Annotated in this window: 18 protein-coding genes and 1 tRNA gene; 9 read left to right on the top strand and 10 right to left on the bottom strand. The window is 70.3% G+C overall.

Annotated features, from left to right (window positions below):
* The first annotated feature begins 75 nt into the window (after positions 1-75).
* Positions 76-1,146 carry a chitinase gene (locus tag OG776_RS20665; RefSeq protein ID WP_148009382.1) on the top strand — a complete coding sequence of 357 codons (1,071 nt, stop codon included), beginning with the start codon at positions 76-78 and terminating at the stop codon, positions 1,144-1,146.
* A 204-nt stretch (positions 1,147-1,350) separates the two neighbouring features.
* On the opposite strand, the gene OG776_RS20660 is transcribed toward OG776_RS20665, so the two are convergent.
* The 5 genes from OG776_RS20660 to OG776_RS20640 all read right to left on the bottom strand — a co-directional run bounded on the left by OG776_RS20660 (position 1,351) and on the right by OG776_RS20640 (position 7,168).
* A complete protein-coding gene (locus OG776_RS20660; RefSeq protein WP_148009383.1) occupies positions 1,351-2,346 on the bottom strand; it encodes an NAD-dependent epimerase/dehydratase family protein in 996 nt (331 codons plus the stop codon).
* 184 nt (positions 2,347-2,530) lie between these two features.
* Entirely contained in the window at positions 2,531-3,370 is an 840-nt protein-coding gene (locus tag OG776_RS20655; RefSeq protein ID WP_329322091.1) for a hypothetical protein, read from the bottom strand.
* Between the two features lie 325 nt (positions 3,371-3,695).
* Positions 3,696-4,469 carry a polysaccharide deacetylase family protein gene (locus tag OG776_RS20650; RefSeq protein WP_329322090.1) on the bottom strand — a complete coding sequence of 258 codons (774 nt, stop codon included), beginning with the start codon at positions 4,467-4,469 and terminating at the stop codon, positions 3,696-3,698.
* 170 nt (positions 4,470-4,639) lie between these two features.
* Positions 4,640-6,679 carry a cell wall-binding repeat-containing protein gene (locus tag OG776_RS20645; protein WP_148009385.1) on the bottom strand — a complete coding sequence of 680 codons (2,040 nt, stop codon included), beginning with the start codon at positions 6,677-6,679 and terminating at the stop codon, positions 4,640-4,642.
* Between the two features lie 415 nt (positions 6,680-7,094).
* Positions 7,095-7,168, bottom strand: a tRNA-Gly gene (locus OG776_RS20640).
* A gap of 517 nt (positions 7,169-7,685) precedes the next feature.
* On the opposite strand from OG776_RS20640, the gene dcd reads away from it, so the two are divergent.
* The gene (dcd, locus tag OG776_RS20635) at positions 7,686-8,261 is read left to right on the top strand and encodes a dCTP deaminase (RefSeq protein ID WP_148012425.1); all 576 of its coding nucleotides are present in this window, start codon (positions 7,686-7,688) and stop codon (positions 8,259-8,261) included.
* A 4-nt stretch (positions 8,262-8,265) separates the two neighbouring features.
* Complete coding sequence (locus OG776_RS20630) at positions 8,266-8,781, top strand: phosphoribosyltransferase (protein WP_329322086.1); 516 nt, start codon at positions 8,266-8,268, stop codon at positions 8,779-8,781.
* Between the two features lie 88 nt (positions 8,782-8,869).
* Here OG776_RS20630 and OG776_RS20625 read toward each other — a convergent pair whose 3' ends face one another.
* Both OG776_RS20625 and OG776_RS20620 read right to left on the bottom strand, forming a co-directional pair.
* Positions 8,870-9,211, bottom strand: a complete 342-nt coding sequence (locus OG776_RS20625; protein ID WP_148012423.1) for a hypothetical protein — start codon at positions 9,209-9,211, stop codon at positions 8,870-8,872.
* A gap of 138 nt (positions 9,212-9,349) precedes the next feature.
* Positions 9,350-11,941 carry a helix-turn-helix transcriptional regulator gene (locus OG776_RS20620; protein WP_148012422.1) on the bottom strand — a complete coding sequence of 864 codons (2,592 nt, stop codon included), beginning with the start codon at positions 11,939-11,941 and terminating at the stop codon, positions 9,350-9,352.
* 548 nt (positions 11,942-12,489) lie between these two features.
* Here OG776_RS20620 and OG776_RS20615 point away from each other — a divergent pair.
* Complete coding sequence (locus OG776_RS20615) at positions 12,490-13,263, top strand: hypothetical protein (protein ID WP_329322084.1); 774 nt, start codon at positions 12,490-12,492, stop codon at positions 13,261-13,263.
* 207 nt (positions 13,264-13,470) lie between these two features.
* Here OG776_RS20615 and OG776_RS20610 read toward each other — a convergent pair whose 3' ends face one another.
* The 3 genes from OG776_RS20610 to OG776_RS20600 all read right to left on the bottom strand — a co-directional run bounded on the left by OG776_RS20610 (position 13,471) and on the right by OG776_RS20600 (position 18,868).
* Entirely contained in the window at positions 13,471-14,484 is a 1,014-nt protein-coding gene (locus OG776_RS20610) for a Yip1 family protein (RefSeq protein WP_148012421.1), read from the bottom strand.
* Positions 14,485-14,778: 294 nt separating this feature from the next.
* Positions 14,779-16,284: an FG-GAP and VCBS repeat-containing protein gene (locus tag OG776_RS20605; RefSeq protein ID WP_148012420.1), complete on the bottom strand. Its 1,506-nt coding sequence runs from the start codon at positions 16,282-16,284 to the stop codon at positions 14,779-14,781.
* Between the two features lie 301 nt (positions 16,285-16,585).
* Positions 16,586-18,868, bottom strand: a complete 2,283-nt coding sequence (locus tag OG776_RS20600; protein ID WP_329322081.1) for a (Fe-S)-binding protein — start codon at positions 18,866-18,868, stop codon at positions 16,586-16,588.
* A gap of 233 nt (positions 18,869-19,101) precedes the next feature.
* Here OG776_RS20600 and OG776_RS20595 point away from each other — a divergent pair, with 233 nt between their 5' ends.
* The 5 genes from OG776_RS20595 to OG776_RS20575 all read left to right on the top strand — a co-directional run bounded on the left by OG776_RS20595 (position 19,102) and on the right by OG776_RS20575 (position 24,395).
* Positions 19,102-20,121: an MraY family glycosyltransferase gene (locus tag OG776_RS20595; RefSeq protein ID WP_329322079.1), complete on the top strand. Its 1,020-nt coding sequence runs from the start codon at positions 19,102-19,104 to the stop codon at positions 20,119-20,121.
* 95 nt (positions 20,122-20,216) lie between these two features.
* A complete protein-coding gene (gene dnaK / locus OG776_RS20590) occupies positions 20,217-22,064 on the top strand; it encodes a molecular chaperone DnaK (protein ID WP_148012417.1) in 1,848 nt (615 codons plus the stop codon).
* Entirely contained in the window at positions 22,061-22,723 is a 663-nt protein-coding gene (grpE, locus tag OG776_RS20585; protein ID WP_148012416.1) for a nucleotide exchange factor GrpE, read from the top strand. Before dnaK ends, grpE begins: the two co-directional genes overlap by 4 nt.
* Positions 22,724-22,756: 33 nt before the next feature.
* Entirely contained in the window at positions 22,757-23,944 is a 1,188-nt protein-coding gene (dnaJ, locus tag OG776_RS20580) for a molecular chaperone DnaJ (protein ID WP_148012415.1), read from the top strand.
* 4 nt (positions 23,945-23,948) lie between these two features.
* On the top strand, positions 23,949-24,395 hold the full coding sequence (locus OG776_RS20575; RefSeq protein ID WP_148012414.1) for a heat shock protein transcriptional repressor HspR: 447 nt from the start codon (positions 23,949-23,951) through the stop codon (positions 24,393-24,395).
* Positions 24,396-25,124: the final 729 nt, after the last annotated feature.

The following is a 25,124-nucleotide window of genomic DNA, read 5'->3' as shown; positions in this document are numbered from 1 at the left end:
AGTCGGCCCGGCAGGGCTCCCGCGGTGATGCCCGTCCGCCGTGCCCGCCTGCTCTTCCCCACCATGGGAGCGTCAATGAGACGACCTCGTCCGCTTCGTACCTTGCTGTCCTGCCTGACCGTGACCGCCCTCTCGGCCGGGCTCGTCGCCCTCGGCGGAGGCGGCGCGCTGGCCGCGACGCCGGCCCCCCGGCACGCCCCGAAGCCGCTCCCCGCCCACGTGGCGGCGCCGTACTTCGAGGCGTGGACCGGCGAGAGCCCGGCCGCGCTCGCCGCCGCGTCGGGCAACAAGTACCTCACGATGGCCTTCCTCCAGACGGACGCGCCGGGCTCGTGCACCGCGTACTGGAACGGCGCCACCACCCAGCCGATCGGCAAGGCCACCTTCGGCGCGGACATCGCCCGCATCCAGGCGCGCGGCGGCAACGTCATCCCGTCCTTCGGCGGCTACAGCGCCGACACCACCGGCACCGAACTCGCCGACAGCTGCACCAGCGTCGACGCCATCGCCAAGGTGTACGAGAGTCTCGTCACGACGTACGGCGTCACGCGGATCGACCTCGACATCGAGGCCGACTCCATCAACAACACCGCCGGGGTCGACCGCCGGAACAAGGCGATCGCCGAGGTCCAGCGCTGGGCCGAACGCACCCGTCACCACGTGCAGTTCTCGTACACGCTGCCCACCTTCGCCAACGGTCTCGCGCCCAGCGGGGTGGCCCTGCTGCGCAACGCCGTCGACAACGGGGCGCGCGTGGACGTCGTCAACATCATGGCCTTCGACTACTGGGACGGCGCCACTCACGACATGGCGGCCGACACGAAGAGCGCCGTGACCGGCCTGCACGGTCAACTGGCCGCGCTGCACCCGGAGAAGTCCACGGCGAAGCTGTGGAGCACGATCGGCGTCACCGTGATGCCCGGCATCGACGACTACGGCCCCGAGGAGACCTTCACCACGCAGGACGCCGTGACGGTCGAGAAGTGGGCCGCCGCGAGGGGCCTCAACACCCTCTCCTTCTGGGCCCTCCAGCGCGACAACGGCGGCTGCGTGGGCACCGCGGGCGCCAACGCCTGCTCCGGGATCGCCCAGGACACCTGGCACTTCAGCCACGTCTTCGAGCGGTTCACGCGCGGCGCCCACTGACGCCCCCCGTACGGCTCGAAGCCGTACGACCCGGCGCCGCCCGCCCCCGCCCACCCGTCCTCGTACCCGCTCCGTGCCCGGACCCGCGTTCGCCGGTCCGGGCACGGTGGTCCGGGGGCACCCCGGCCTCGGCCACGAGCCGTACGGGGGGAGGGCGCGCAGGAGATGCGCAGGCGCGAGCCGCGCAGCGAGGCGGAGGGAGCGTCACTCCCCGCGGAGCCGCGCCGTGGCGAACTCCCGCATCCCCTCCTCGAACCCGACCTCGGCCTTCCAGCCCAGTTCGGCCCGGAGCCGCGAGGAGTCGGCGGTGATGTGGCGTACGTCGCCGAGGCGGTACTCGCCGGTCACCACGGGTTCGGGTCCGCCGTACGCGGCGGCCAGCGCCCGCGCCATCGCCCCGACCGTGTGCGGCTCCCCGCTGCCGGTGTTGTAGGCGGTCAGCGCGCCGTCCCGGGGTGCGGCCGTGAGCGCGGCCACGTTCGCCGCCGCCACGTCCCGTACGTGCACGAAGTCCCGCCGCTGCCGTCCGTCCTCGAAGACGCGTGGTGCCCGGCCGTGCGCGAGGGCCGACCGGAAGAAGGAGGCGACACCCGCGTACGGGGTGTCGCGGGGCATCCCGGGCCCGTACACGTTGTGGTAGCGCAACGACACCGCCGAGCCGCCGGTGGCCCGGGCCCAGGCGGCGGCCAGGTGCTCCTGGGCGAGCTTGGTCGTCGCGTACACGTTGCGGGGGTCGGCCGGCGCGTCCTCGCCGACGAGGCCGGGGGCCAGTTCCTCACCGCACCGCGGACACCGGGGTTCGAACCGTCCCGCGTCCAGGTCGGCCACGGTCCGGGGACCCGGCCGCACCACCCCGTGCCACTCGCACGCGTACCGCCCCTCCCCGTACACCACCATCGACCCGGCGAGCACGAGCCGCCGCACCCCGGCCTCCGCCATGGCGGTCAGCAGGACCGCCGTACCGAGGTCGTTGCGCGACACGTACTCGACCGCGTCGCCGAACCCCGTTCCCAGTCCGACCATGGCCGCCTGGTGGCACACGGCGTCCACCCCCGGCAGCGCGGCCGCCACCGCGCCGGGGTCGCGCACGTCCAGGCCGTCGTCCAGGTCGAACACGACGGGTTCGTGACCGCTTCGCGCCAGCGCCTCGACGACATGGGACCCGATGAACCCGGCACCGCCGGTGACCAGTACACGCATGTCGCGCACGCTAGGCCCCCGATCCGCGCCCGCGCAGCGCCGCGCCCGGCATGTCACCGCTCCGTAAGACCTCACCCGGCCGCGCGGCGACCACGCCGGGATCAACCGTGCCGGTCGACGGGCCCGGTCCATCCCACCGACGGACCGGCGGCCGGCTGCCGCCGCGGCCCGTGTCCGGTGGGGGTCAGTGGTCGTCGCGGATGCTGGTCGCGATGCCGTTGCTGATGACGACCTCGGCGCCGAAGCCCTTCCTGGCCGCCGTCTCCAGCTGCTGCTCAGTGCACTTGGTGCCGTCCCGGCCCGCCGTGCCCGCGTCGCCGCAGATGTCGTCGTAGCCGCGGATGTCGGTGTCCTCGGCGACGAAGAACTGCTGCTCGACGCCCTTCAGGCCGGAGACCGTGAACTTGCCGGGGGCCAGCAGGGAGACGTTGCCGAACCAGGTGCCGCTGACACCCCTGCCCTTGTCGACGCCGTCGACCGCGGTCTCGCGCGAGCCGGTGCCGGACCCCTGCGGGGCGGCCGCGCGCCGCTCGGTCACCAGGGTCGCGACGCCGTTCCTCATCTCGACGTCGGCGCCGACGGCACCCTTCTTGGTCGCCGCCTCCAACTGGTCCAGCTTGCACGGCGCGTCCACCCTGGACCCCGCGTCTCCGCAGATCGTGCCGGCGCCGTGGACCTCGGTGTCGTCGGAGACCCAGAACTGCTGGTCACCCTTGCCCGGAGCGGACACGATGTACTTGCCCGGCGCGAGGTAGCTGACCTTGCCGTTCTCGAACGAGCCGCTGACGCCCTTGGAACGCGCGGAGTTCGCCGGGTTCGCCGCGTTCGCGGTGCCCGAGGACCCGGAGCCCGAGGAGTCCTTCGAGTTCTCGGCGTCCGAGACCTTCTCCGCGACAGCCGCGGCGCCCGTTCCGTTCTTGCCGGACGCGTCGGCGCCGGTGCCGCTCTGGCACGCCGTCATCAGCAGCCCGGCGGTGATCGCGATGGAGGCGAGGACGGCCTTGCGCAGGTGGCGGTTGATCACGGGAGGTTCCTTCCGGCGGGACGGTGGGGAGCCGGCGTCGTCCGCCGGGCTCCCGCTCTGTGTCGACCATGAGGGGCCCTGATGTGCGCAGGTCACGCCCGTCGTCCCTTCCGTACACCCCCGTCGCGGCCTCGTGACACGGCAACACTCCGGTGAAGGAACCGGGTTCGGCGACGCGCCGCCTTGCGGTGGTGACCGGGAGAGGCCGGACCACGCCCGCGCACCGCGCACGCGCCCACGCACCGCGCACGCGAGCACCGGGCGGGGCAGGGTGCTCCGGTGCCTGGGTGCCCGGCCGTGCCCGGGTGCTCCGGCGTTCCGGTGCTCAGCGCACGGGGAAGCCGAAGGAGTAGCCCTGCCCCTTGAGCCAGGGCAGGATCTGGCGCAGCGCCTCGACGGTCTGGGAGCGGTCGCCTCCCGCGTCGTGGAAGAGGAGCGTCGGCCCGTTGGGGAGTTCCTGCTGGACGGTGGCGACGATGGCGCTCGTGCCGGGCCGTTCGAAGTCCTTGGAGTCCACGTTCCAGCCCAGCGGCCGCATGCCCCGGGAGGCGGCGAGCTTGCGGCTGTCCGGGGTGAAGGCGCCGCCCGGGGCCCGGTAGTACAGGGGCCGTACGCCCCCGGACGCCTCGGTGATCATGCGTTCGGCGTCGAGTATCTGCTGCGACCGGTAGGCCGGGGACTTCTTGTCCATCGTGGTGTCGTGCGACACGGTGTGGTCGCACAGCCGGTGCCCGGCCGCGACCACCTTCTTCACGAGGTCGGGGTGGGCCTGCGCCTGCGTCCCCACCATGCAGAACGTCGCCTTCACCCCGTACTCCCGCAGTACGTCGAGCACTTGGGGCGTCCATACGGGGTCGGGGCCGTCGTCGACGGTGATGTTGACGCCGTGCGCTCCCTTGTCCGAGGCGTGCGCGATGGTCATCGCGACCGTCCTGACGGCGCCGCGCGGCGCGGCCGGCGCGGACGCCTTCGGCGAGGAGCTGCCCAGGGCGTCGGCCTGCGCGGTCCACACCGCGGCACCGGCCGCGAACATGGTCACCCCGAGCGCCGCCCCGATGACCTTGCCGTACCAGCCTCGCGTTCCGCCGTGCCGCGCCATGTCCGCCCTGCTTTCGCCGTTGCCCCGTGGTTCCCCGGTCGCGTCGTGACCACATGGCAGGACGAGCGATGCCGGCCGGGGGATCCGCCCGTTACGGATCACGGACAATCCCGGAGAAGTTCACGGACAACCGGGCCGCCCTCCGGGAGGAAGGCGGCCCGGACGCGGGGTCACTTCGAGACGGTCACCTTGAGCGGCGCCAGATCCGGGCTCGGAACGGGCCTGCCGGTGCTCGTGGTGCTCGCGGTGCTCCCGGACAACGGCCGGGCGGCCGGGCTCTGCGGGATGTCGCCCTTGTAGTAAGGGGTGTACGTGTAGGCGCTGTCCACGCCGATGGCCCTGCCGATCAGCGGGACGACCTTCGCGTCGACGGAGCCGTTGCCGCCGAACACGGCCACGTGGTTCAGACTCGCCGACGTGCGCATCATGTACCACTTGGTGTCGTACGTCAGCGAGGTGACGTCGGTCCACAGCAGCGGGCCGAACGTGGTCATCGCCGACGACGCGGAGACGCCGCCGGTCCAGCTGTTCACCGAGGCGACCGCGGCGTCCGACGGCGACGACCACCAGAACTCGGCGAGCCGCGCGGCGACCGGCGCCGGACTGCCGCCGAAGCGGTAGTAGCTGTACTTGCCGGGCCAGTGCGGCAGCTTGCCGCCGTTGTAGGCCTTGGCCAGGGCCGATTCGGCGTCGACCCCCACCGTGATGATCTTCGTCGTGCTCGGGCTGTACTTGTTCAGGTAGCCGTACACGGACGCCGTCATGGTCGAGCCCTCGGTCAGCAGCACGACCGCGGTGCCCGAGGTGCCGAGGGCGCCGGCGGCGGAGCTGGCCGCGAGGGCGTTGTGGTAGTCGGTGCCGGTCGCCAGGAACACGTACTTCGGGGCGCTGGTGATCGTCTTGGCCACGGCCACCGAGGTGGAGTAGCGCGAGACGTCGGACAGCCGTTTGGCGACGTACCCGAGCGAGGTCACCTTGGACGCCACCGAGCTGTTGAGGATGCCGGTGCCGCCGACCAGGTAGACGGTCCTGCCCTTGGGCAGCATGCGCTTCAGCTCGGTCTGGACGGCGGAGTCCAGGCCCGTGCGGGAGGTCATGAGCACCGGTCCGTGCTTCTTGCCGGCCAGCGAGGTCGCGGTGGTGGCGTACGCGGAGTCCGTCTTGCTGATCAGGACGGCCGCGCTCGCGTTCATCAGGCCCGGGACGCTCTTGCCGAGGGTGTTCCAGGTCCACTTGGAGGACGCGATGTTGGTGCCGTAGGTGTCGGCGCCGTAGACCCGGGAGATCGCGTTCTTCCGGAGCGGCTGCCAGGCCACGTCCGTGCCGTCGGCCATGGGCACCCGCGTCTCCGTGCCCGCGGCGAGGTCGTGGATCCAGATCTGCGAACCGCTGGGGGCGTCCGGGCTGCCGGCGAAGTAGGTGTCGTACGCGATCCGGTCGCCCTTGGGCGACCAGGCGGGACGGCGGTGGTCGACGGGGTCCGTGGTGACCTGGGTCAGCCCGGTGCCGTCGGCCTTGACCGTGAAGAGCTGCCTGTGTCCCGCGACGCTGCGGGTGAAGACGAGCGACTGCCCGTCCGGGGACATGCTCGGCTCGTCCGCGTCGGCGGCCACCTTCTTGAACGCCTTGGTGGGGCCGTTGTAGACCCAGACGGCCGGAGTTCCGGTGGTGGAGCAGCTCGTGCCGGTGCGCACGAAGGCCAGTTTGCCGTTGACGGCGCCGCTGGCCTTGGAGTCGCAGCCGTCGACGTCGGTGCCGAACAGGGCCTGAGGAGCGCGGGTGCTGTCGGCCGAGGCCACCCGCAGCCGGCCTCCGGCGGTGAAGACGATGTCGCCCCCGCCGTTCAAGAACGTCGGATCGGCCGGATGCCAGCCACTGCCCGCCGGCATGACGATGTCGTTGCCCGAGATCGACTCCTGGGCGTACGTCTTCGTGCGGAGACGGCTGTCGCCGGAGCCCACGTAGGCGATCTGGCTGCCGTCGGCGGACCAGGCGGCCTGGTCCGCGGTCTCGTAGAACTGCTCGCTCCTGGTCCCGTCGGGGTTGATGTAGCGCAGCGAGCCGAGTTCGTTGTACAGCAGCGTGCCGTCCGCGGCCGGCCAGCCCGCGGTGTCGGCGGTCGCCCGGTCCGGGAGGCCGGCGACGAGACCGGCCGCGAGCGCGGCGGCGGTCGTGAGCGCCGCGAAGCCGCGACGCGCAGAGATGTTCAATGTGCCCCCACAGATGAATGGATGGCTGCGTTTCCCCTCCCCCGAGGCGAACGGGCGGCATCGTGTCCGTGATCCGTACGGCAGCGGCGAAACCTTAACCCCGTACCACGGCATCTGTGGAGGCAGGGGCACCACCCGTGGACGCGTCGCGCCGCCGCCACCGGGCGGACGACCGGGGGAAGGACCACCGGTGCCTGCCGGACCGACGGTCCCCGGCGGCCGGGCGCCTGTCGCCAGGGGCGTGATGGACGCGGATCTCGACCCGCGGGTGCTGGTTGAACCGGGCGGCCGGCGCGACGGGTTCATTGCGGCCGGGGCGCAGGACCCGACAGGCGTTCTGGCACGGATCCGGCACACGACAGCCGGTCCCGGCGCAATACAAAAAGGCCCGGGTCTATGACCTGGGCCTCAGTCGTGGAGCGGGTGACGAGAATCGAACTCGCGCTCTCAGCTTGGGAAGCTGATGTTCTACCATTAAACTACACCCGCGTAAGACGCCGGTTGTCGATCCGGTGTCGAATGCCCGCTCACTCTACCCCATGCCTGGCCCCCGGCGCTGAAGCCGCGGGGCCGCTGTGCGTTTCGGGGGGTGGACACGGCTGCGGGGGAACGGAGTTGGGGCGTACGGTGGGGGCGTGGGAGAGGGTCCTGGCGGGGCCGGAGTGCCGCCTGGAGAGCCGTCCTATTCATCCCGTAATGTGGCTTTCGTCGTCAGCCACGCCAGTGTCTGACGAAGGCTCTTGGGGAAGGGACTCTGTGGACTTGATGGAGCGCACCGTCGTCCGATGTGCCGAGGGGCACGTGTTCAGCACCGCTTCGTTCCCGATGCAGAAGGCCGAGCGGCTCGGACCCGGTCGATTGATCCGGTGTCCGCGGTGCGCGCGGCTGCGGAGCGTCGTTCCGGTGGCGTTGGAGAAGCAGCAGCGGTAGTCGCCGCGCGGTCTCGGCAGCGCGTGGACGTGGGGCTGTTCGCAATTGCGGGCAGCTCCACGCGTATCCTCGGGGCGTGCTTCTCTCAGACAAGGACATCCGGGCCGAGATCGACGCCGGACGGGTGCGGATCGATCCGTACGACGAATCCATGGTGCAGCCGTCGAGCATCGACGTGCGGCTCGACCGCTATTTCCGGGTGTTCGAGAATCACCGCTACCCCCACATCGATCCCTCCGTCGAGCAGGCGGACCTGACACGGATGGTCGAGCCCGAGGGCGACGAGCCGTTCATCCTGCATCCCGGCGAGTTCGTGCTCGCCAGCACGTACGAGGTCATCACGCTGCCCGACAATCTCGCCTCGCGGCTCGAAGGCAAGAGTTCCCTCGGGCGGCTCGGCCTGGTCACGCACTCCACCGCCGGGTTCATCGATCCGGGCTTCTCCGGACACGTGACCCTGGAGCTGTCCAACCTCGCGACGCTGCCCATCAAGCTCTGGCCGGGCATGAAGATCGGGCAGCTGTGCATGTTCCAGCTCAGCTCGCCGGCCGAGTTCCCGTACGGCAGCGACCGGTACGGCTCCCGCTACCAGGGACAGCGCGGACCGACCGCCTCCCGGTCCTTCCTGAACTTCCACCGGACCCAGGTGTGAGGACATGAGCATGGCGGAAGCACGCGAGAACCTCACCTACGAGCGGTTCGGCACCGCCGTCCAGGAGCTCGCCCAGACCATCGCGGACGACGGGTACGAGCCGGACATAGTGCTCTCCATCGCGCGGGGCGGTGTCTTCGTCGCCGGCGGTCTCGCGTACGCCCTCGACTGCAAGAACATCCACCTGGTGAACGTGGAGTTCTACACGGGCGTCGGTACGACCCTCGAGATGCCCGTGATGCTCGCTCCCGTCCCCAACGTGATCGACTTCTCCGACAAGAAGGTCCTGATCACGGACGACGTCGCCGACACCGGCAAGACGCTCAAGCTCGTCCACGACTTCTGCGTCGACACCGTCGCCGAGGTCCGCAGCGCCGTGATCTACGAGAAGCCCCATTCGCTGGTCAAGTGCGAGTACGTGTGGCGGCGGACCGACGCGTGGATCAACTTCCCGTGGAGTGTTCTGCCTCCGGTACGCAGGTCCGGCGAGCCGGTCACGCCCTCCAAGGACGCGCTCTGAACGAGTGCACCGCGGGCGGACGCTGAGGGCGCGCCCCACGCGTCACACGCACCGCGCGCGTCACACATGTCGAGCGGACGGCCCGTGGTCAGCCCCCGCCCGTCGCGCTCGGGCGGATGTCGTTCAGGCTGCCGACGATCGTCGCGGGCGGCGGATCCGCCGGCGTGGGGACCTGGATGAGAAGGGGGACATAGACCATTTCCCCGTGCCTGAATTCCGCCTTGAACGAATGCCGATAACACACGAGGTCATTCGGGCTGCCCTGCGTCGCATAGCACTGGAGCGACGAATGCGCCGATGCGGTCCGCGCCGTCGGGGAAAGAGCGTCCGCTCCCCCCGTCGACGCGCCCCACGCGGCCAGCGCCGTACAACAGCAGGCCGCCGCCAGACCGGCACTCCGCAAGGCACTCCGCGAAGCTGCGTTCTTCATTCTCATCACCCTGAAGAGCTGAAGCAGGCTGCGAGTGCACTCGTTTCTCATTGTCCCACGATGCCGGAACGTGTGCCGGATCGAGCCGTCCGCGCTCCGCTCTCCGCCCCGTCGTGCGGAACGGCGTTCCGGGAATTCCTAGCGGCGGTCGGAATGATGGAGTTTGCGCGCGGCCTCGTGCCGTGTGTGGACGCCGAGTTTGTTCAGTACCGCGCCCACGTGATGCCCGGCGGTCTTGGGAGTGATGTAGAGGCGGGCCGCGATCTCGGCGTCCGACAGGTCCTCGTTGAGCAGCTTGAGGACGTCCAGTTCCCGGTTGGTCAGCCCGTACGGATTGGCCCGGGTGGCCGCCCGGGGGCCTCGCCGGACCGGGCGGACCCCGCGGCTGCGCATCACGGCCCGGGTGCGGGCCACGGCGGGCCGGGCGCCGAGGGACTCGAAGGCGGCCAGGGCCCGGCGCAGCGCCGGCGCGTCACCGGACAACCGGGCCAGCGCCGCGTCGTACGGGGAGCCGAGCGCGTCCCAGCGTTCCGCGGCGGCGGCCCAGTCGCCGGCCAGTTCCAGCGCATGGGGTTCCGACGCCGGCACCCGCGGGGGTTTTTCCCCGGAGCGGCGGATCCAGCAGGCCAGCGCCCCGGACAGCCAAGGGTGCTCGCGGTCCGTCAGCGCGTCCAGACCGCGCCGCGCCTCCGCCCGGACCCGCTCGTCCTCGCCGGCCAGCCAGGCCGCCTCGACCCGTGCCTCCCACCCCAGACCCGTGGCCGTCAGGCAGTTCGGATCGACGAGGTTCGCGGCCTGTTCGAGCAGCGGCCACGCCTGGGCCGTGCCCCGACGGGCCCGGACCAGGCCCAGGACGGTGAGGGCCAGGGCCCGGCCGACCGGCGGTGAGTCGGGGTGCGACAGGACCTTCTGCGCGGCGTCGGCCGCCGGGGTCCACAAGCCCCGGTTCAGTAGTCCCCAACTGCCCCAGGCTCTCGTGCACAGCAGGTGGAACAGCAGGTCGTGATCCAGGCAGTGGGCTTCCGCCCGGCTCACGGCCGCGGTGGTCCGGTCGGCGTCACGCCGCAGCACGGCGAACCAGCACATGACGAGTGCCAGGGAGGCCGCGTCCGCCGCCGGGTCCCGTGTCATCGCGACGGACACCGCTTGTTCGCAGTCCGACCAGCCGTGTCCTTCGGCCAGCATCCGTGCCGCCGCGGTGTGGAAGCGCGCCCGGGCGACCACGTCCGCGTCGCCCAGACGCTCGCCGAGGGCGATCGCCTTCTCCGCGTGGGCGGCGGTCACCGCCACCGCCTCGTGCTCGTAACAGGCCAGCTGACAGAGGTTCAGGTACGCCCGGGCCAGTTCCCGGCCCGGTTCCTGTCCTTCGAGCATCAGTACCGCGTCCTGGGCGGTCCGCCCCGACTCGACGGTGTGGCCGGCCGGCCACAGCCAGTCCGAGAGCCGGCGCAGGTTCTCCCCCTCGCGCAGCCGGTCGCCGGCCGTGCGCCGGGACGCGATGGCCGCGCGCAGGGAGCCGACGCCCTCGTCCAGCCGGCTCGCGAGGAAGGATGCCTCCGCGTGGCGTTCGAGCAGGGAGGTCCGCTCTCCGGGCGACAGCCGGTCGGCGTACCGCAGGGCGCGGGCGTACTGGTCGGCCGCTTCCCGGTGCGCACCCCGCGCGGCGGCACGGGCGGCCGCCGCGGGCGCGTACTCCACGACGGCGTTCGGATCCCCGGCGGCCTCGGAGTGGTCGGCCAGCAGTGCCAGGTCGTCCGGGGTGACCGGTCCGGACCGCATCGTGGCCAGCGCCTGCTGATGCACCCGCAGACGGCAGGCGGCGGGGATGGCGTCCAGCACCGCCAGCCGGGTCAGCTCGTGCCGGAACTCGGTCGCGTCTCCGACGGTGCGCACGATTCCGCAGGCCACGGCTTCTTCGAGCGCTTCCTCCGAGTCCGGCAGGACGCCGGTCAGCAGGGGCGGCGTGACCCGGCGGCCCAGGACGGCCAGTACGTCGACGACCGTGCGGGCGGCGTCCGAGAGGACGGCGAGGCGTCCCGCGACGGCCTCGCGCACCGTGGCGGGGATGTCCTCGTCGGGAGCCGCCAGGATCTCGCTGACGATGAACGGGTTGCCGGCGGAGAGGCGGAACAGCCGCTCGGCGTCCACGGTGTGCCCGGTGGCCAGGCGGGCGACGGCCGGACGGCTCAGCGGGACCAGGTCGTGGCGGTGCACCCATGGATACCGTGCCAGGGTGCCGAGCAGCGCGGTCACGTGGTGGGTGCGGCCGATCTCGTCGTCGCGATAGGTGGCCACCACCAGCGACGGAACGTTCGTCAGACGCCGTGCCAGGTATCTGAGGAGGTCCATCGTGGCCTCGTCGGCCCAGTGGAGGTCCTCGACGACCAGCAGGCTCGGACTGGCGCTCAGGTCGGCGAGCAGGCGGTCGAAGACCTCGTCGGAACGGCAGGTGCCCGCCAGTACCCCGGTCAGGGCGGTGCGGACGGTGGGGTCGAGGCGGGGTGCCAGATCCATGAGGGCGCCCAGCGGGCGGGGTGTGGCGAGGGGGTCACAAGCGCCGACGAGCACCCTGACACGGGGGTCGGCGAGTTGAGCCAGTCGGTGGACGACGGTGGTCTTGCCGATGCCGGCCTCGCCCCGCACAAGGGCGAAGCGTCCGGGGCCGCTCACGGCCGCCTGCAGGTGACCGGTGAGGTCCTGGAGTACGGCCTCTCGCTCTAGTAGGTCCATCACCAGCCATTTTCTCCCCGTGGCCGGGGCCGCGCAAAAGATCCAGACCGCTCGGGACAGGTGCGCAGGTGGGGTGGTACGACGCTCTGCGCGGACGGGGTGTGGGGACCGCCGGGAGGGGATCTGGGGTGTGCCCTCGTGGAACTTGGGGTGTTCGCCCGATGTACGCCCGGCCGCGGCGGAGCATGCTGACCGAGGAGTTCCAGAAACCGGGTCTTCCCGGTTCGTTGCTCGAACCGACCCGCGCCGAGAATGTCGCGCACCGCCTCCGCCCATCCCCCGGCAACGAATACCGACCCCTCGTGAGAGAAGAAAGACGAGGGAGTCGTCCCCTGCCGGGCCATGGGATTCCGGAGGTCGGAACGGTGGGAGTGCCGGGTCCGGCTCACTGAGTCGGTGGCACGTTTTGCGGTGAATGTGTTCCGCAATCCAATTGGGCCGTGAATCGGCAGGACCCACACCGGAAGGGAATCGTCATGCTCAACAAGATCGCAAAGCGCGCGGCAATGCTGACTGCATCGGTTGCTCTGGCTGCGGGCGGTGCATCGGTGCCGACCGTCGCCTTCGCTGCCTCGACACCCACAGGAACTCACGCGACGGCGCCGAGCGACAACAACAACAACAATAACAACAACAACAACCGAAGGGGTGCGAGGAACAACAACAACAACAATAACAACAACAGGGGTCGGGCGAACAACAACAATAACAACAACAACAACAACGGAGGCCGGGCGAACAACAACAACAACAATAACAACAACAACGGCGGGGGCGGGAACAACAACAATAACAACAACAACAACAACGGAGGCCGGGCGAACAACAACAACAATAACAACAACAACGGCGGGGGCGGGAACAACAACAATAACAACAACAACAACGGAGGCCGGGCGAACAACAACAATAACAACAACAACAACGGAGGCCGGGCGAACAACAACAACAATAACAACAACAACGGCGGGGGCGGGAACAACAACAATAACAACAACAACAACGGAGGCCGGGCGAACAACAACAATAACAACAACAACAACGGCGGAGGCGCGAACAACAACAACAACAATAACAACAATGGCGGAGGCGCGAACAACAACAACAATAACAACAACAACGGCGGAGGCGCGAACAACAACAACAACAATAACAACAACGGCGGAGGCGCGAACAACAACAACAACAACAATAACAACAACGGCGGAGGCGCGAACAACAACAACAATAACAACAACAATGGCGGAGGCGCGAACAACAACAACAATAACAACAACAACGGCGGAGGCGGGAACAACAACAATAACAACAACAACGGCTGAGCTTCAGAGTCCGACGGCCGGGTGGGTCGAAGCCACCCGGCTGCCGGGCTCTCCCGTGCTCGCCGCGCTATTGAGGGCCAGGTCGCCGCAGGTGGATTTCCACGCGGCCGGCGGGCACCGACGGGGGAACAGGGAACCGGGACGAAAAGGGGGCTCCTCCCGCACCGTGCGGGAGGAGCCCCTTTTCGTGTGGCGCGCCGCCGCGGGTCAGAACGTGCCGAGCTTGACGATCGACAGGATCGCGACCAGCTGGATCGCCGACGCGGCCAGGGCCTTCGGCCAAGGGAGGTCGTGGGACCGGCTGACCATCAGAGTGAGCAGAGCGCCCGCCGCCACCCACGTCACCCAGCCGAGGAGCTGGACGAAGGACGCGTCGCCGCCGAAGAACATGGCGACGACCAGGCGCGGGGCGTCCGTGATCGACATGATCAGCATGGAGAGGCCGACCGTCGGCTGCCAGGCGCCGTCGCCGCCGAGCTGACGGGCCAGCGTGTGGGTGACGACACCCAGGACGAACGTGCTGAGGACGATCGCCACGGCCGTCGTCAGGACGATCGGAACGGCGTTGGAGAGCGTGGCGGTGATGGCGTCCTCGCGGGCGCCGTCGAAGCCGAAGACCGCCAGCAGGCCGTAGAGGAACGTCACGATCAGGGCCGGGGCCCACATCGTGTAGTCGCGCATCTGCAGGAAGGTCTGCTTGGGGCTGACGACGATGCCCCTCAGCAGGTCCTTCCAGTGCAGGCGGGGACCCACGGGCGGAGCCGCGGCCTGGCCCGCGCGGTAGGTCTCGCCCTGGGAGTACGGGTCCTCGCCGACCGAGAAGGCCTGGGTGTGGCCGGGGCTGTTCGCCGCGTACGGGTCCGGGCCCTGCTGCGGGTGCCCGTCGCCGAAATACTCCGGCTCACCGCCGCCGGGGCCGCCCTGGGGCCAGCCGCCCTGCTGTCCACGGCCGTAGGGCTGCTGCCCGCCGCCGTACGGCTGACCTCCGTAGGGCTGCTGCTGCCGCGAGGGCGCGCCCGGGTGGCCGTACGGCTCCCGGCCTCCCTGGGGGGCCTGCTGCCCGTACGACGGTTGGTGTTGTTGCGGTCGCGCTTGCGGGGCCCGGTTGTCCCGGCCGCGCCCGATCCTGAATCCAGCCACGTAATCGAACGTACCTGGTCCCGCACGGTGACGTGCCGGACACGGGCCCCAGGACCGGGGTTTGGGTCCGAGCTGTGACATCCCCTAAGGGGCCGCGCAAGGGCCGAACGGGTGTTTTCCGCGGGGTGTCCGGGGGCCCTCACGAGGGACGTTGCAGCGCGCGGGGCGCCGGAGGCGGGGGTGGGAGACGGGCGGCCCGGCCGGTGAGGGCCCCCGTACGCGTCCGCCCCGCGCGCCCGCCCCGGACGTCCGTTGCCGGACACACGGCCGTACGGGTCGTGCGGGCCGCGACCGGTGAACGCCGGCAGCCCCGGCGCGGGCCCCCGCCCCGCGCCGGATCGCACCGGACCGTGTGGTCCTTCGCCGAACGCGGACTCAGTCCGCGAAGTTGGCGCCGAAGCCCGGGGTGCCCGTGGTCGAGACGCCCGCGTCGGCCGGCCAGACGGAGCGGGAGCCGGTCGTGGTGATCTTGGTGCCGTTGGAGGGGAGGTAGGTGACCGTGCCGTCACTGGAGTTCTCGTCCGAGCCCACCAGGAGGTCGGCCCTGCCGTCGCCGGTCACGTCGTCGAGCTTGACGTCCAGGCCGAAGAGGTCGCCCTTCTCGTCGTTGCCCGGGACACCCGGGGTGCTCTGCGTGAAGGCCTGCGCGCCGGAGGAGGTGTTGACGCCGTGCGTGGAGCCGTACAGGACGGTGACCATGCCGGCGTCCGCGTGGCCGTCGATGTCCTCGAACGCCGTGCTGACCACGAGGTCCTGGTAACCGTCGTGGTTGATGTCGCCGAGGTCGAGCTCGTAGCCGAAGCTGTCGTTCTTCTCCGCGGTGCCGGGCACGCTGCCGGTGTCCTGGCTGATCCCGGTGGTCGAGGCGGGACCGGACGCCGAGCCGTAGGTGATGTTCACCTTCCCGCCGTAGGCGGAGTCCGGAGGGGTCGTGCCGTCGCTGAGCTTGGTGTTGTCCCAGGGCGCGCCGCTGACGATGTCGCCGTAGCCGTCGCCGTTGATGTCACCGATGGCCGTGATGATGCCGGTCTTCAGGGTCTTCGCGGCGGAGACGTTCAGGCCGTTCGCCGTGCCGGGCACGTAGTAGTTCGTGTTCCAGCCGTAGTCGGTCTTGGTCTCGAAGCCGTCGACCACCAGGTCGGTGCGGCCGTCGCCGTTGATGTCGCCGGCGGTCAGGTTCAGCGGACCGCGGGCGGTGCCGCCGGACTGGATCGGGGGCTTGACGGTGGTGCGGGCGCGGCCGGCCGCTCCGCCCGTGGTGATGCCGCCCTTGTAGACGTAGATGGTGCTCGACGTGCTCCCGACGGCCAGGTCCGCCTTGCCGTCGCCGTCGAAGTCGCCCGCGGCCAGGTTCTTGCCCCACATGTCGTGCGAGGAGGCGGCCGGGTCGGCGATGTTCACGCCCTTGCCGGTGAGGCCGCTCGGGGAGCCCCAGAGGACCGCCAGGCCGCCGCCGTCGGTGTCGGTGCCGACCTTCTCGTGCGGGGAGGACACGGCGAGGTCGTCGTATCCGTCGCCGTTGAAGTCGGCGTACGCCGTCTCCGAGCCGAAGGCGTCGCCGGCCTCGGCGGTGCCGGGGACCCCGGCCGTGTTCTGGCTGATCGTGGAGCGCTTGGCGGCCGACACACCGGTGGCGGTGCCGTAGAGGGCGACGACCTGGCCGGCGGTCTTGTGGCCGCTCACGTAGGCGCCCGCCGCCGAGAAGGCGACGTCACCGATGCCGTCGCCGTTGAAGTCGGCGGCCGGGACGGTCGTGGAGTCGGCGGCCGTGGCCGTCGTGGCCGCGATGGTGAGCAGACCGCCCGTCAGCGCGGCCGCGGTGGCCGTCGCGAGGGCGAGCCGCAGCGCGCGGGAAGGGTGGTGCGGGTGCTGCTTGTGCATGCGGGGTTCTCCTGCGGCATGCGGGAATGCCTGGCGGGCATTCCGAGTCAATGGGGTGCGGACGGCCCACGTTCGCCGGGAGTTGCCCCGGTGTTCATGATCGGTCGGCGAACAGGAGACCCACAGGCAGGCAGGAGGGTTGTACGCGAGTTCGGATTTCCTGTGAGGGACGTGAGGGACGTGAGACTCCCGGGGTGGGAGCGTGTCCCCGGGACCGGACGCGGCGACGGCGCCCGCGGGGGAACGCGAACGCCGGAGGCGCTGTCCTCAGCTCCTCCGGCGTTCAGGGGACGTGCCCGGGCTACTTCACCGGTTCGGGCTCCGGCTCGCTCTCCGTCTCCGCGGCACCCGCCGGGTCGACCGGCGTCCGCACGGAGTCGAGCAGCAGCTGCGCGACGTCGACGACCTGGACGGACTCCTTGGCCTTCCCGTCGTTCTTCTTGCCGTTGACCGAGTCGGTCAGCATGACGAGGCAGAACGGGCAGGCGGTGGAGACGATGTCTGGGTTGAGCGAGAGGGCCTCGTCGACACGCTCGTTGTTGATGCGCTTGCCGATCCGCTCCTCCATCCACATCCGCGCGCCGCCGGCACCGCAGCAGAAGCCGCGCTCCTTGTGGCGGTGCATCTCCTGCTGGCGCAGGCCGGGGACGGCGGACATGATCTCGCGCGGCGGCGTGTAGATCTTGTTGTGGCGGCCCAGGTAGCACGGGTCGTGGTACGTGATCAGACCCTCGACCGGGGTGACGGGGAGCAGCTTGCCCTCGTTGATGAGGTGCTGGAGCAGCTGGGTGTGGTGGATGACCTCGTAGTCGCCGCCGAGCTGCGGGTACTCGTTGCCGATGGTGTTGAGGCAGTGCGGGCAGGTGGCGACGATCTTCTTCGCCGACTTCGGCTTCCTCGACTCGGGGGTGGTGTTGCCCTCGTCGTCCGTCTCCTCGCCGAAGGCCATGTTCAGCGCGGCGACGTTCTCCATGCCGAGCTCCTGGAAGAGGGGCTCGTTGCCGAGGCGCCGGGCGGAGTCACCGGTGCACTTCTCGTCGCCGCCCATGATCGCGAACTTGACGCCCGCCATGTGGAGCAGTTCCGCGAAGGCCTTCGTGGTCTTCTTCGCGCGGTCCTCCAGGGCGCCGGCGCAGCCGACCCAGTAGAGGTACTCGACCTCGGTGAGGTCCTCGATGTCGCGGCCGACGACGGGGATCTCGAAGTCGACCTCCTTGGTCCACTCCAGCCGCTGCTTCTTGGCCAGGCCCCAGGGGTTGCCCTTCTTCTCCAGGTTCTTGAGCATCGTGCCCGCCTCGGACGGGAACGCGCTCTCGATCATGACCTGGTAGCGGCGCATGTCGACGATGTGGTCGACGTGCTCGATGTCGACGGGGCACTGCTCGACGCAGGCGCCGCAGGTGGTGCAGGACCACAGGACGTCGGGGTCGATGACGCCGCTCTCCTCGACGGTGCCGACGAGGGGCCGTTCGGCCTCCGCCAGCGCCGCGGCGGGCACGTCGGCGAGGGCCTCGGCGGAGGCCTTCTCGTTGCCCTCCATGTCCTTGCCGCCACCCGCGAGCAGGTAGGGGGCCTTGGCGTGGGCGTGGTCCCGGAGGGACATGATCAGCAGCTTGGGGGAGAGCGGCTTGCCCGTGTTCCAGGCGGGGCACTGCGACTGGCAGCGGCCGCACTCGGTGCAGGTGGAGAAGTCCAGCAGGCCCTTCCAGGAGAACTGCTCGACCTGGGAGACGCCGAAGACGTCGTCCTCACCGGGGTCGGTGAAGTCGATGTCCTTGCCGCCGGAGGTCATCGGGAGCAGGCCGCCGAGGGCGGTCGCGCCGTCCGCGTTCCGCTTGAACCAGATGTTCGGGAAGGCGAGGAAGCGGTGCCAGGCGACGCCCATGTTGGTGTTGAGGCCGACCGTGATCGCCCAGCCCATGGTGACGCCGAGCTTGATCATGGCGGTCAGGTAGACCAGGTTCTGCAGGGTGCCGAGGCTCAGGCCCTTGAAGGCGGCGACCAGGGGGTACGACGCCCAGTACGCGGCCTCGTAGTGGTGGACGCCGTGGATCGCGCCCTCCAGACCGCGCAGGGTCATGATGGCGAGGCCGATGACGAGGATCACGGCCTCGACGAAGTAGGCCTGGCCGGTCTTGGAGCCCGCGAAGCGCGACTTGCGGCCCGGCTTGGACGGCCGGTTGAGCTGCCGGATCGCGATCAGCACGAGGATGCCGAGCGTCGTGAACAGCGCGATGAACTCGGTGTAGAGCTCGTAGGGCAGCCAGTCGCCGAGGACGGGCAGCGTCCAGTCGGCCTTGAACAGCTGGCCGTAGGCCGTGACGATCGTCAGGCCGAGGGTCAGGAAGCCGACGGCGACGAACCAGTGCGCGACGCCGACGATCCCCCACCGGTTCATCCGGGTGTGGCCGACGAACTCCTTGGCCAGCGTGATGCTGCGGGCCTTCCAGGCGTCGGTCCGGGAACCGGCCGGGACGGGCTGGCCGAGCTTGATGAACCGGTAGATCTGCGCGACGGCTCGGGCGATGAGCGCAACGCCGACCACGGTCAGGGTCAGCGACACAATGATCGCGGCGAGTTGCATTGGGGGCTCCTCGGGCCTGCGAGGTGGGGCTTTGTGTGATTACTAAGCGGTAACTTATGCAGTCCGTCTGAGACTACCCACTTCTTGCGCCGCACTGTAGTCAGCGGTGCGGTGATCTGCGTCGCTGAGGGTCGCCTGACGGGGATGTCTCTTCCCGGGGTCGTGGGGTCGACACGTAAACCCGATCGTGTTATCTGCAGCACATTTCAGACATTCAACCCTAAGTTGGCGCTGTGTTGTACGGAATCGCCGCCGCCCTCGCCGCTCTGTTCCTCGCCGCCGTGCTCGCCGCACTGCTCCGTGCGCTCGCCCTGCGCCTCGGTGCGGTCGAGCGACGCCGGGGGCGCGTGGTGGCGCTGCTCGGCGGGCCGGCGGTGGTCGTGGCGACGGGGCTGGTGGCCGGTGCCGGTGACTGGACGGACGTCGCGCCGCTGGGTCCGGCGGCCGGACGGCTGCTGGTCGCCGGGGCGGGGGTCGGTGCCCTCGGGCTCGTCGCCGACCTGAGAGCCGTGCCGCTCGCGGTGCGGGCGGCCGTCGTGACCGCCGCCGCGGCGCTGACCGTGCCGTTCGGTGAGCTCGGGCTGCCCGTGGGGATCGTGGCTGTCGGATGGATCGTCCTGGTCGCGCACGCGTTCACCTCCCTCGATCACGCCGATGGAGTGATGGGGACGGTCGCCGTCGTCACCGCCTTCGCCCTGAGCGGGTGCGCGGCCGCCGAGGTCATGGACGGTCTCGCGACGCTCCTGAGCGTGCTGGCGGCCGCGCTCACCGGGTTCCTGATGCACGGCTGGCCGCCCGCCCGGATCGCGCCGGGGCGCTGCGGCGGCCTGTTCGCCGGGTTCGTGCTGGCCTCGGCCGCGGTGCTGGTGCACGCCGGCCGGGAGGCCGGGCCGGGCGTGGGGGCCGTCTTCGCGCTGACGGTGGTGGCGACCGCCGACGCGGCACTGGTGCTGGTCTCGCGCCGGCGGGCCGGACGTCCGCTGCTGCGCGGAGCCTGCGACCACCTCGGCCACCGGCTGCGGCACCTCGGTGTCACCGCGCCGGGCGCCGCGGTCCTCGTCGGGGCCACCGGCTTCGCGGGTGCACTCGTCGGCCTGCTGATCGACCTGGGGTGGGTGGGGGCGTGGGCGGCGCTGTGGGTGGCCGGTGGTGCCTCCGTGATGGTGCTGGTACTCCTTCGCGTGCCCGCGTATGGGGCAGGGTTCCTGGGGAAACCGCAGGCAGGAGCCCACCTGCGCGTAAGGAACAGATAAGACTTGAGTCCCCTCGACTCAGCTCTGTTGACCGGGAGCCGGGTGTCGTGCACACTTGAGTCCGTTCCACTCAAGTCATTGCTGGAGGAATCGAAATGGCACGTGCGGTCGGCATCGACCTGGGCACGACTAACTCCGTCGTCAGCGTTCTGGAGGGCGGCGAGCCCACCGTCATCACCAACGCCGAGGGTGCCAGGACCACGCCGTCCGTCGTCGCCTTCGCCAAGAACGGTGAGGTGCTCGTCGGCGAGGTCGCCAAGCGCCAGGCGGTCACGAACGTGGACCGGACCATCCGCTCGGTGAAGCGTCACATGGGTACGGACTGGAAGATCGAGCTCGACGGGAAGCACTTCAACCCGCAGCAGATGAGCGCCTTCATCCTGCAGAAGCTGAAGCGCGACGCCGAGGCGTACCTGGGCGAGAAGGTCACGGACGCGGTCATCACCGTCCCGGCGTACTTCAACGACTCCGAGCGTCAGGCGACGAAGGAGGCCGGCGAGATCGCGGGCCTGAACGTCCTGCGCATCGTCAACGAGCCCACGGCCGCCGCGCTCGCGTACGGCCTGGACAAGGACGACCAGACGATCCTCGTCTTCGACCTCGGTGGCGGCACCTTCGACGTGTCCCTCCTGGAGATCGGCGACGGCGTCGTCGAGGTGAAGGCCACGAACGGCGACAACCACCTCGGTGGTGACGACTGGGACCAGCGGGTCGTCGACTACCTGGTGCAGCAGTTCAAGTCCGGCCACGGCGTGGACCTCGCCAAGGACAAGATGGCTCTCCAGCGTCTCCGCGAGGCCGCGGAGAAGGCCAAGATCGAGCTGTCCTCGTCCACCGAGACCTCGATCAACCTGCCCTACATCACGGCCTCCGCCGAGGGCCCGCTGCACCTGGACGAGAAGCTCACGCGCGCCCAGTTCCAGCAGCTCACCGCCGACCTTCTGGAGCGCTGCAAGACGCCGTTCCACAACGTCATCAAGGACGCGGGCATCAACCTGTCCGAGATCGACCACGTCGTTCTCGTCGGTGGCTCCACCCGTATGCCGGCCGTCGCCGAGCTCGTCAAGGAGCTGACCGGCGGCAACGAGGCCAACAAGGGCGTCAACCCGGACGAGGTCGTCGCCATCGGCGCCGCGCTCCAGGCCGGTGTCCTCAAGGGCGAGGTCAAGGACGTCCTGCTCCTCGACGTGACCCCGCTGTCCCTGGGCATCGAGACCAAGGGCGGCATCATGACGAAGCTCATCGAGCGGAACACGACGATCCCGACCAAGCGGTCCGAGATCTTCACCACCGCCGAGGACAACCAGCCGTCCGTGCAGATCCAGGTCTACCAGGGCGAGCGCGAGATCGCGGCGTACAACAAGAAGCTCGGGATGTTCGAGCTGACCGGTCTGCCGCCGGCGCCCCGCGGCGTCCCGCAGATCGAGGTCGCCTTCGACATCGACGCCAACGGCATCATGCACGTGACCGCGAAGGACCTGGGCACGGGCAAGGAGCAGAAGATGACCGTCACCGGTGGCTCCTCGCTGCCGAAGGACGAGGTCAACCGGATGCGCGAAGAGGCCGAGAAGTACGCGGAGGAGGACCACGCCCGCCGCGAGGCCGCCGAGTCCCGCAACCAGGGCGAGCAGCTCGTCTACCAGACGGAGAAGTTCCTCAAGGACAACGAGGACAAGGTCCCCGGTGACGTCAAGACCGAGGTCGAGGCGTCCGTCGAGGAGCTGAAGGCCGCGCTCAAGGGCGAGGACACCGCCGAGATCCGTACGGCCACCGAGAAGGTCGCCGCCGTCTCGCAGAAGCTGGGCCAGGCCATGTACGCCGACGCGCAGGCCGCGCAGGCGGGTGGCGCCGAGGGTGCCGCCGGTGCCGACCAGGCCAGGGCCGACGACGACGTCGTGGACGCCGAGATCGTCGACGAGGACCGCAAGGACGGTGCCGCGTGACGGAGGAGACCCCGGGTTTCGAAGAGAAGCCTGACGTCCCCTCCGGCGCCACCCCTGACGACGCCGAGCCGAAGGACGCCCCCTCCGCGGAGGGGGCGTCCCCGGCCGGGGACGCATCAGCCGCAGCACAGACCGCCGGTCTGACGGCCCAGCTGGACCAGGTACGCACGGCGCTCGGTGAGCGCACCGCGGACCTCCAGCGGCTCCAGGCCGAGTACCAGAACTACCGCCGCCGGGTCGAGCGCGACCGGATCGCGGTCAAGGAGATCGCCATCGCGAACCTCCTGACCGAGCTCCTGCCCGTCCTCGACGACATCGGCCGCGCGCGGGAACACGGTGAACTGGTCGGCGGTTTCAAGTCGGTGGCCGAGTCGCTGGAGACCGTCGCGGCGAAGATGGGGCTTCAGCAGTTCGGCAAGGAGGGCGAGCCCTTCGACCCGATGATCCACGAAGCCCTCATGCACTCGTACGCGCCGGACGTCACGGAGACGACGTGCGTGGCGATTCTGCAGCCCGGGTATCGCTTCGGCGAGCGCACCATCCGCCCCGCGCGGGTGGCCGTCGCCGAGCCCCAGCCGGGCGCGCAGTCCGCCAAGTCCGACGACACGACGGCTGAGGCGGCCGACGACAAGGAGAGCGGTGGCCCGGACGAGGGCTGACGTTGACACGACGAGGAAGGAGGGACGTCGGGGATGAGCACCAAGGACTTCATCGAGAAGGACTACTACAAGGTCCTCGGCGTCCCCAAGGACGCCACCGAGGCCGAGATCAAGAAGGCGTACCGGAAGCTCGCCCGCGAGTTCCACCCGGACGCCAACAAGGGCAACGCCAAGGCCGAGGAGCGCTTCAAGGAGATCTCCGAGGCGAACGACATCCTCGGGGACGCCAAGAAGCGCAAGGAGTACGACGAGGCACGCGCCCTCTTCGGCAACGGCGGCTTCCGTCCGGGGCCCGGAGCGGGTGGCGGCAACTTCAACTTCGACCTGGGCGACCTCTTCGGGGGCGGCGCCCAGGGCGGTGCGGGCGGCGGGGCCGGCGGCTTCGGCGGTGGCATCGGTGACGTCTTCGGGGGCCTGTTCAACCGCGGTGGCGCGGGCACCGGCACCCGGACCCAGCCCCGGCGCGGCCAGGACATCGACACCGAGGTGACGCTCAGCTTCACCGAGGCGGTGGACGGCGCGACCGTCCCGCTGCGCATGACCTCGCAGACGCCCTGCAAGGCCTGCTCGGGCACCGGCGACAAGAACGGCACACCGCGGGTGTGCCCGACCTGTGTCGGCACCGGCCAGGTGGCGCGGGGCTCCGGCGGCGGGTTCTCGCTGACGGACCCCTGCCCGGACTGCAAGGGCCGCGGTCTGATCGCCGAGCACCCCTGCCTGGAGTGCTCGGGCAGCGGGCGCGCCAAGTCGTCCCGCACGATGCAGGTCCGCATCCCGGCGGGCGTCACCGACTCGCAGCGCATCCGGCTGCGCGGCAAGGGCGCGCCCGGCGAACGGGGCGGCCCGGCCGGCGACCTGTACGTCACGGTCCACGTGGACGCCCACCCGGTCTTCGGCCGCAAGGGCGACAACCTCACCGTCACCGTGCCCGTCACCTTCACGGAGGCGGCGCTCGGCGGCGAGGTACGGGTCCCGACCCTGGGTGGCCCCCCGGTCACCCTGAAGCTGCCCCCGGGCACCCCCAACGGCCGTACGATGCGGGCCCGCGGCAAGGGCGCGGTCCGCAAGGACGGCACCCGCGGCGACCTCCTCGTCACCGTCGAGGTCGCGGTCCCCACGGACCTGTCGGGCAAGGCGCGTGACGCCCTGGAGGCGTATCGCGAGGCAACCGCGGACGAGGACCCGCGGGCGGAGCTGTTCCAGGCCGCGAAGGGAGCTTGAGCAGATGGACGGCCGTCGTCGAAACCCCTATGAACTGACCGAGGAGACCCCGGTCTACGTCATCTCGGTGGCGGCCCAGCTCTCCGGCCTGCACCCGCAGACCCTGCGTCAGTACGACCGCCTCGGACTGGTCTCCCCGGACCGCACGCCCGGGCGCGGCCGTCGCTACTCGGCCCGCGACATCGAACTGCTGCGCACCGTCCAGCAGTTGTCGCAGGACGAGGGCATCAACCTGGCCGGCATCAAGCGCATCATCGAGCTGGAGAACCAGGTCGCCGCGCTGCAGTCCCGTGTCGTGGAACTGGAGTCGGCCCTGGACGGCGCGGCGGCCACCATGCGGCAGCGCGAGGCCGCCGTGCACGCCTCCTACCGGCGGGACCTGGTCCCGTACCAGGAGGTCCAGCAGACCAGCGCCCTGGTGGTGTGGCGGCCGAAGCGGTCGCCGGAGTAGTTCTCGACCGTCGAAGGGGCCGGGAGGTGGTTCACCTCCCGGCCCCTTCGCATGCCGCCGGGCGGGAGGCCCCGCCGTACCGCGAAAGGGTCCTCCGCGCGGGCACGTTTGCCGACGGGAACGGCGGGACCGGCGGGGACGGCGGGACCGGCGGCGAGGCGGGACCGGCGCTCTCCTCCGGCGCGTCGGCGCGGGACCGGCCCCGGGCGTTCCCGCGCCGACGCGCGGGAGGGTGCCGAACCGGCCAACTCCGCGTCGCGGTCGGAGCGGTCCGTTTTCCGCGGTGTGTCCGGCGCGACGCCGTGCGCGTGAACGGCCGTCAGCCGCCGAGTCAGACAAATTCGGTCATTGCGGCCGGAGTTGTGCGAGGCGCCCGGCTGACGACCCGAAAGGTGACGCAGATCACTTGAGGTCGGAGGTGTGCCACCGCGCCGGGCCGGGACGGGGTCGCGTGCGACCGTCCGGAGCTGCGGTGATTCTCGGCCGTCTTCAAGTCTCCAGGTCGGGGGCGGGGGTTGCGCGGCCCCGACGGGGTGTGAGGGAAGCGGGTGCACCGTCGGCGTCGCGTGGAAGTGGAGGTGCGCCCTCTTTCCATCGTGTTCACTTGAGGAACACAGAACGCTGTTGCCATCTCGTTAAGTGGTTACTCCTTGACGCTGAGGTGATCGCCGCGTTGGCTTTCAGCCACCTGGGTCGCAAAGCAGCTACCTCGCCCGGAAGGCACCTGAT

The sequence above is a fragment of the Streptomyces sp. NBC_01689 genome (genome assembly GCF_036250675.1).
GTDB lineage: Bacteria > Actinomycetota > Actinomycetes > Streptomycetales > Streptomycetaceae > Streptomyces.
Note: the sequence above shows the minus strand (reverse complement) of the source record. Positions and strands in the feature narration are given on the sequence as shown.

Coding starts and splice junctions, on each gene's coding strand:
- dnaJ (WP_148012415.1), top strand. CDS start 22,757: ATGAGCACCAAGGACTTCATCGAGAAGGACTACTACAAGGTCCTCGGC.
- OG776_RS20660 (WP_148009383.1), bottom strand. CDS start 2,346: ATGCGTGTACTGGTCACCGGCGGTGCCGGGTTCATCGGGTCCCATGTC.
- OG776_RS20630 (WP_329322086.1), top strand. CDS start 8,266: ATGAGCATGGCGGAAGCACGCGAGAACCTCACCTACGAGCGGTTCGGC.
- OG776_RS20600 (WP_329322081.1), bottom strand. CDS start 18,868: ATGCAACTCGCCGCGATCATTGTGTCGCTGACCCTGACCGTGGTCGGC.
- OG776_RS20625 (WP_148012423.1), bottom strand. CDS start 9,211: ATGAAGAACGCAGCTTCGCGGAGTGCCTTGCGGAGTGCCGGTCTGGCG.
- OG776_RS20605 (WP_148012420.1), bottom strand. CDS start 16,284: ATGCACAAGCAGCACCCGCACCACCCTTCCCGCGCGCTGCGGCTCGCC.
- OG776_RS20575 (WP_148012414.1), top strand. CDS start 23,949: ATGGACGGCCGTCGTCGAAACCCCTATGAACTGACCGAGGAGACCCCG.
- OG776_RS20620 (WP_148012422.1), bottom strand. CDS start 11,941: ATGGACCTACTAGAGCGAGAGGCCGTACTCCAGGACCTCACCGGTCAC.
- OG776_RS20665 (WP_148009382.1), top strand. CDS start 76: ATGAGACGACCTCGTCCGCTTCGTACCTTGCTGTCCTGCCTGACCGTG.
- OG776_RS20610 (WP_148012421.1), bottom strand. CDS start 14,484: ATGTCACAGCTCGGACCCAAACCCCGGTCCTGGGGCCCGTGTCCGGCA.
- OG776_RS20650 (WP_329322090.1), bottom strand. CDS start 4,469: ATGGCGCGGCACGGCGGAACGCGAGGCTGGTACGGCAAGGTCATCGGG.
- dnaK (WP_148012417.1), top strand. CDS start 20,217: ATGGCACGTGCGGTCGGCATCGACCTGGGCACGACTAACTCCGTCGTC.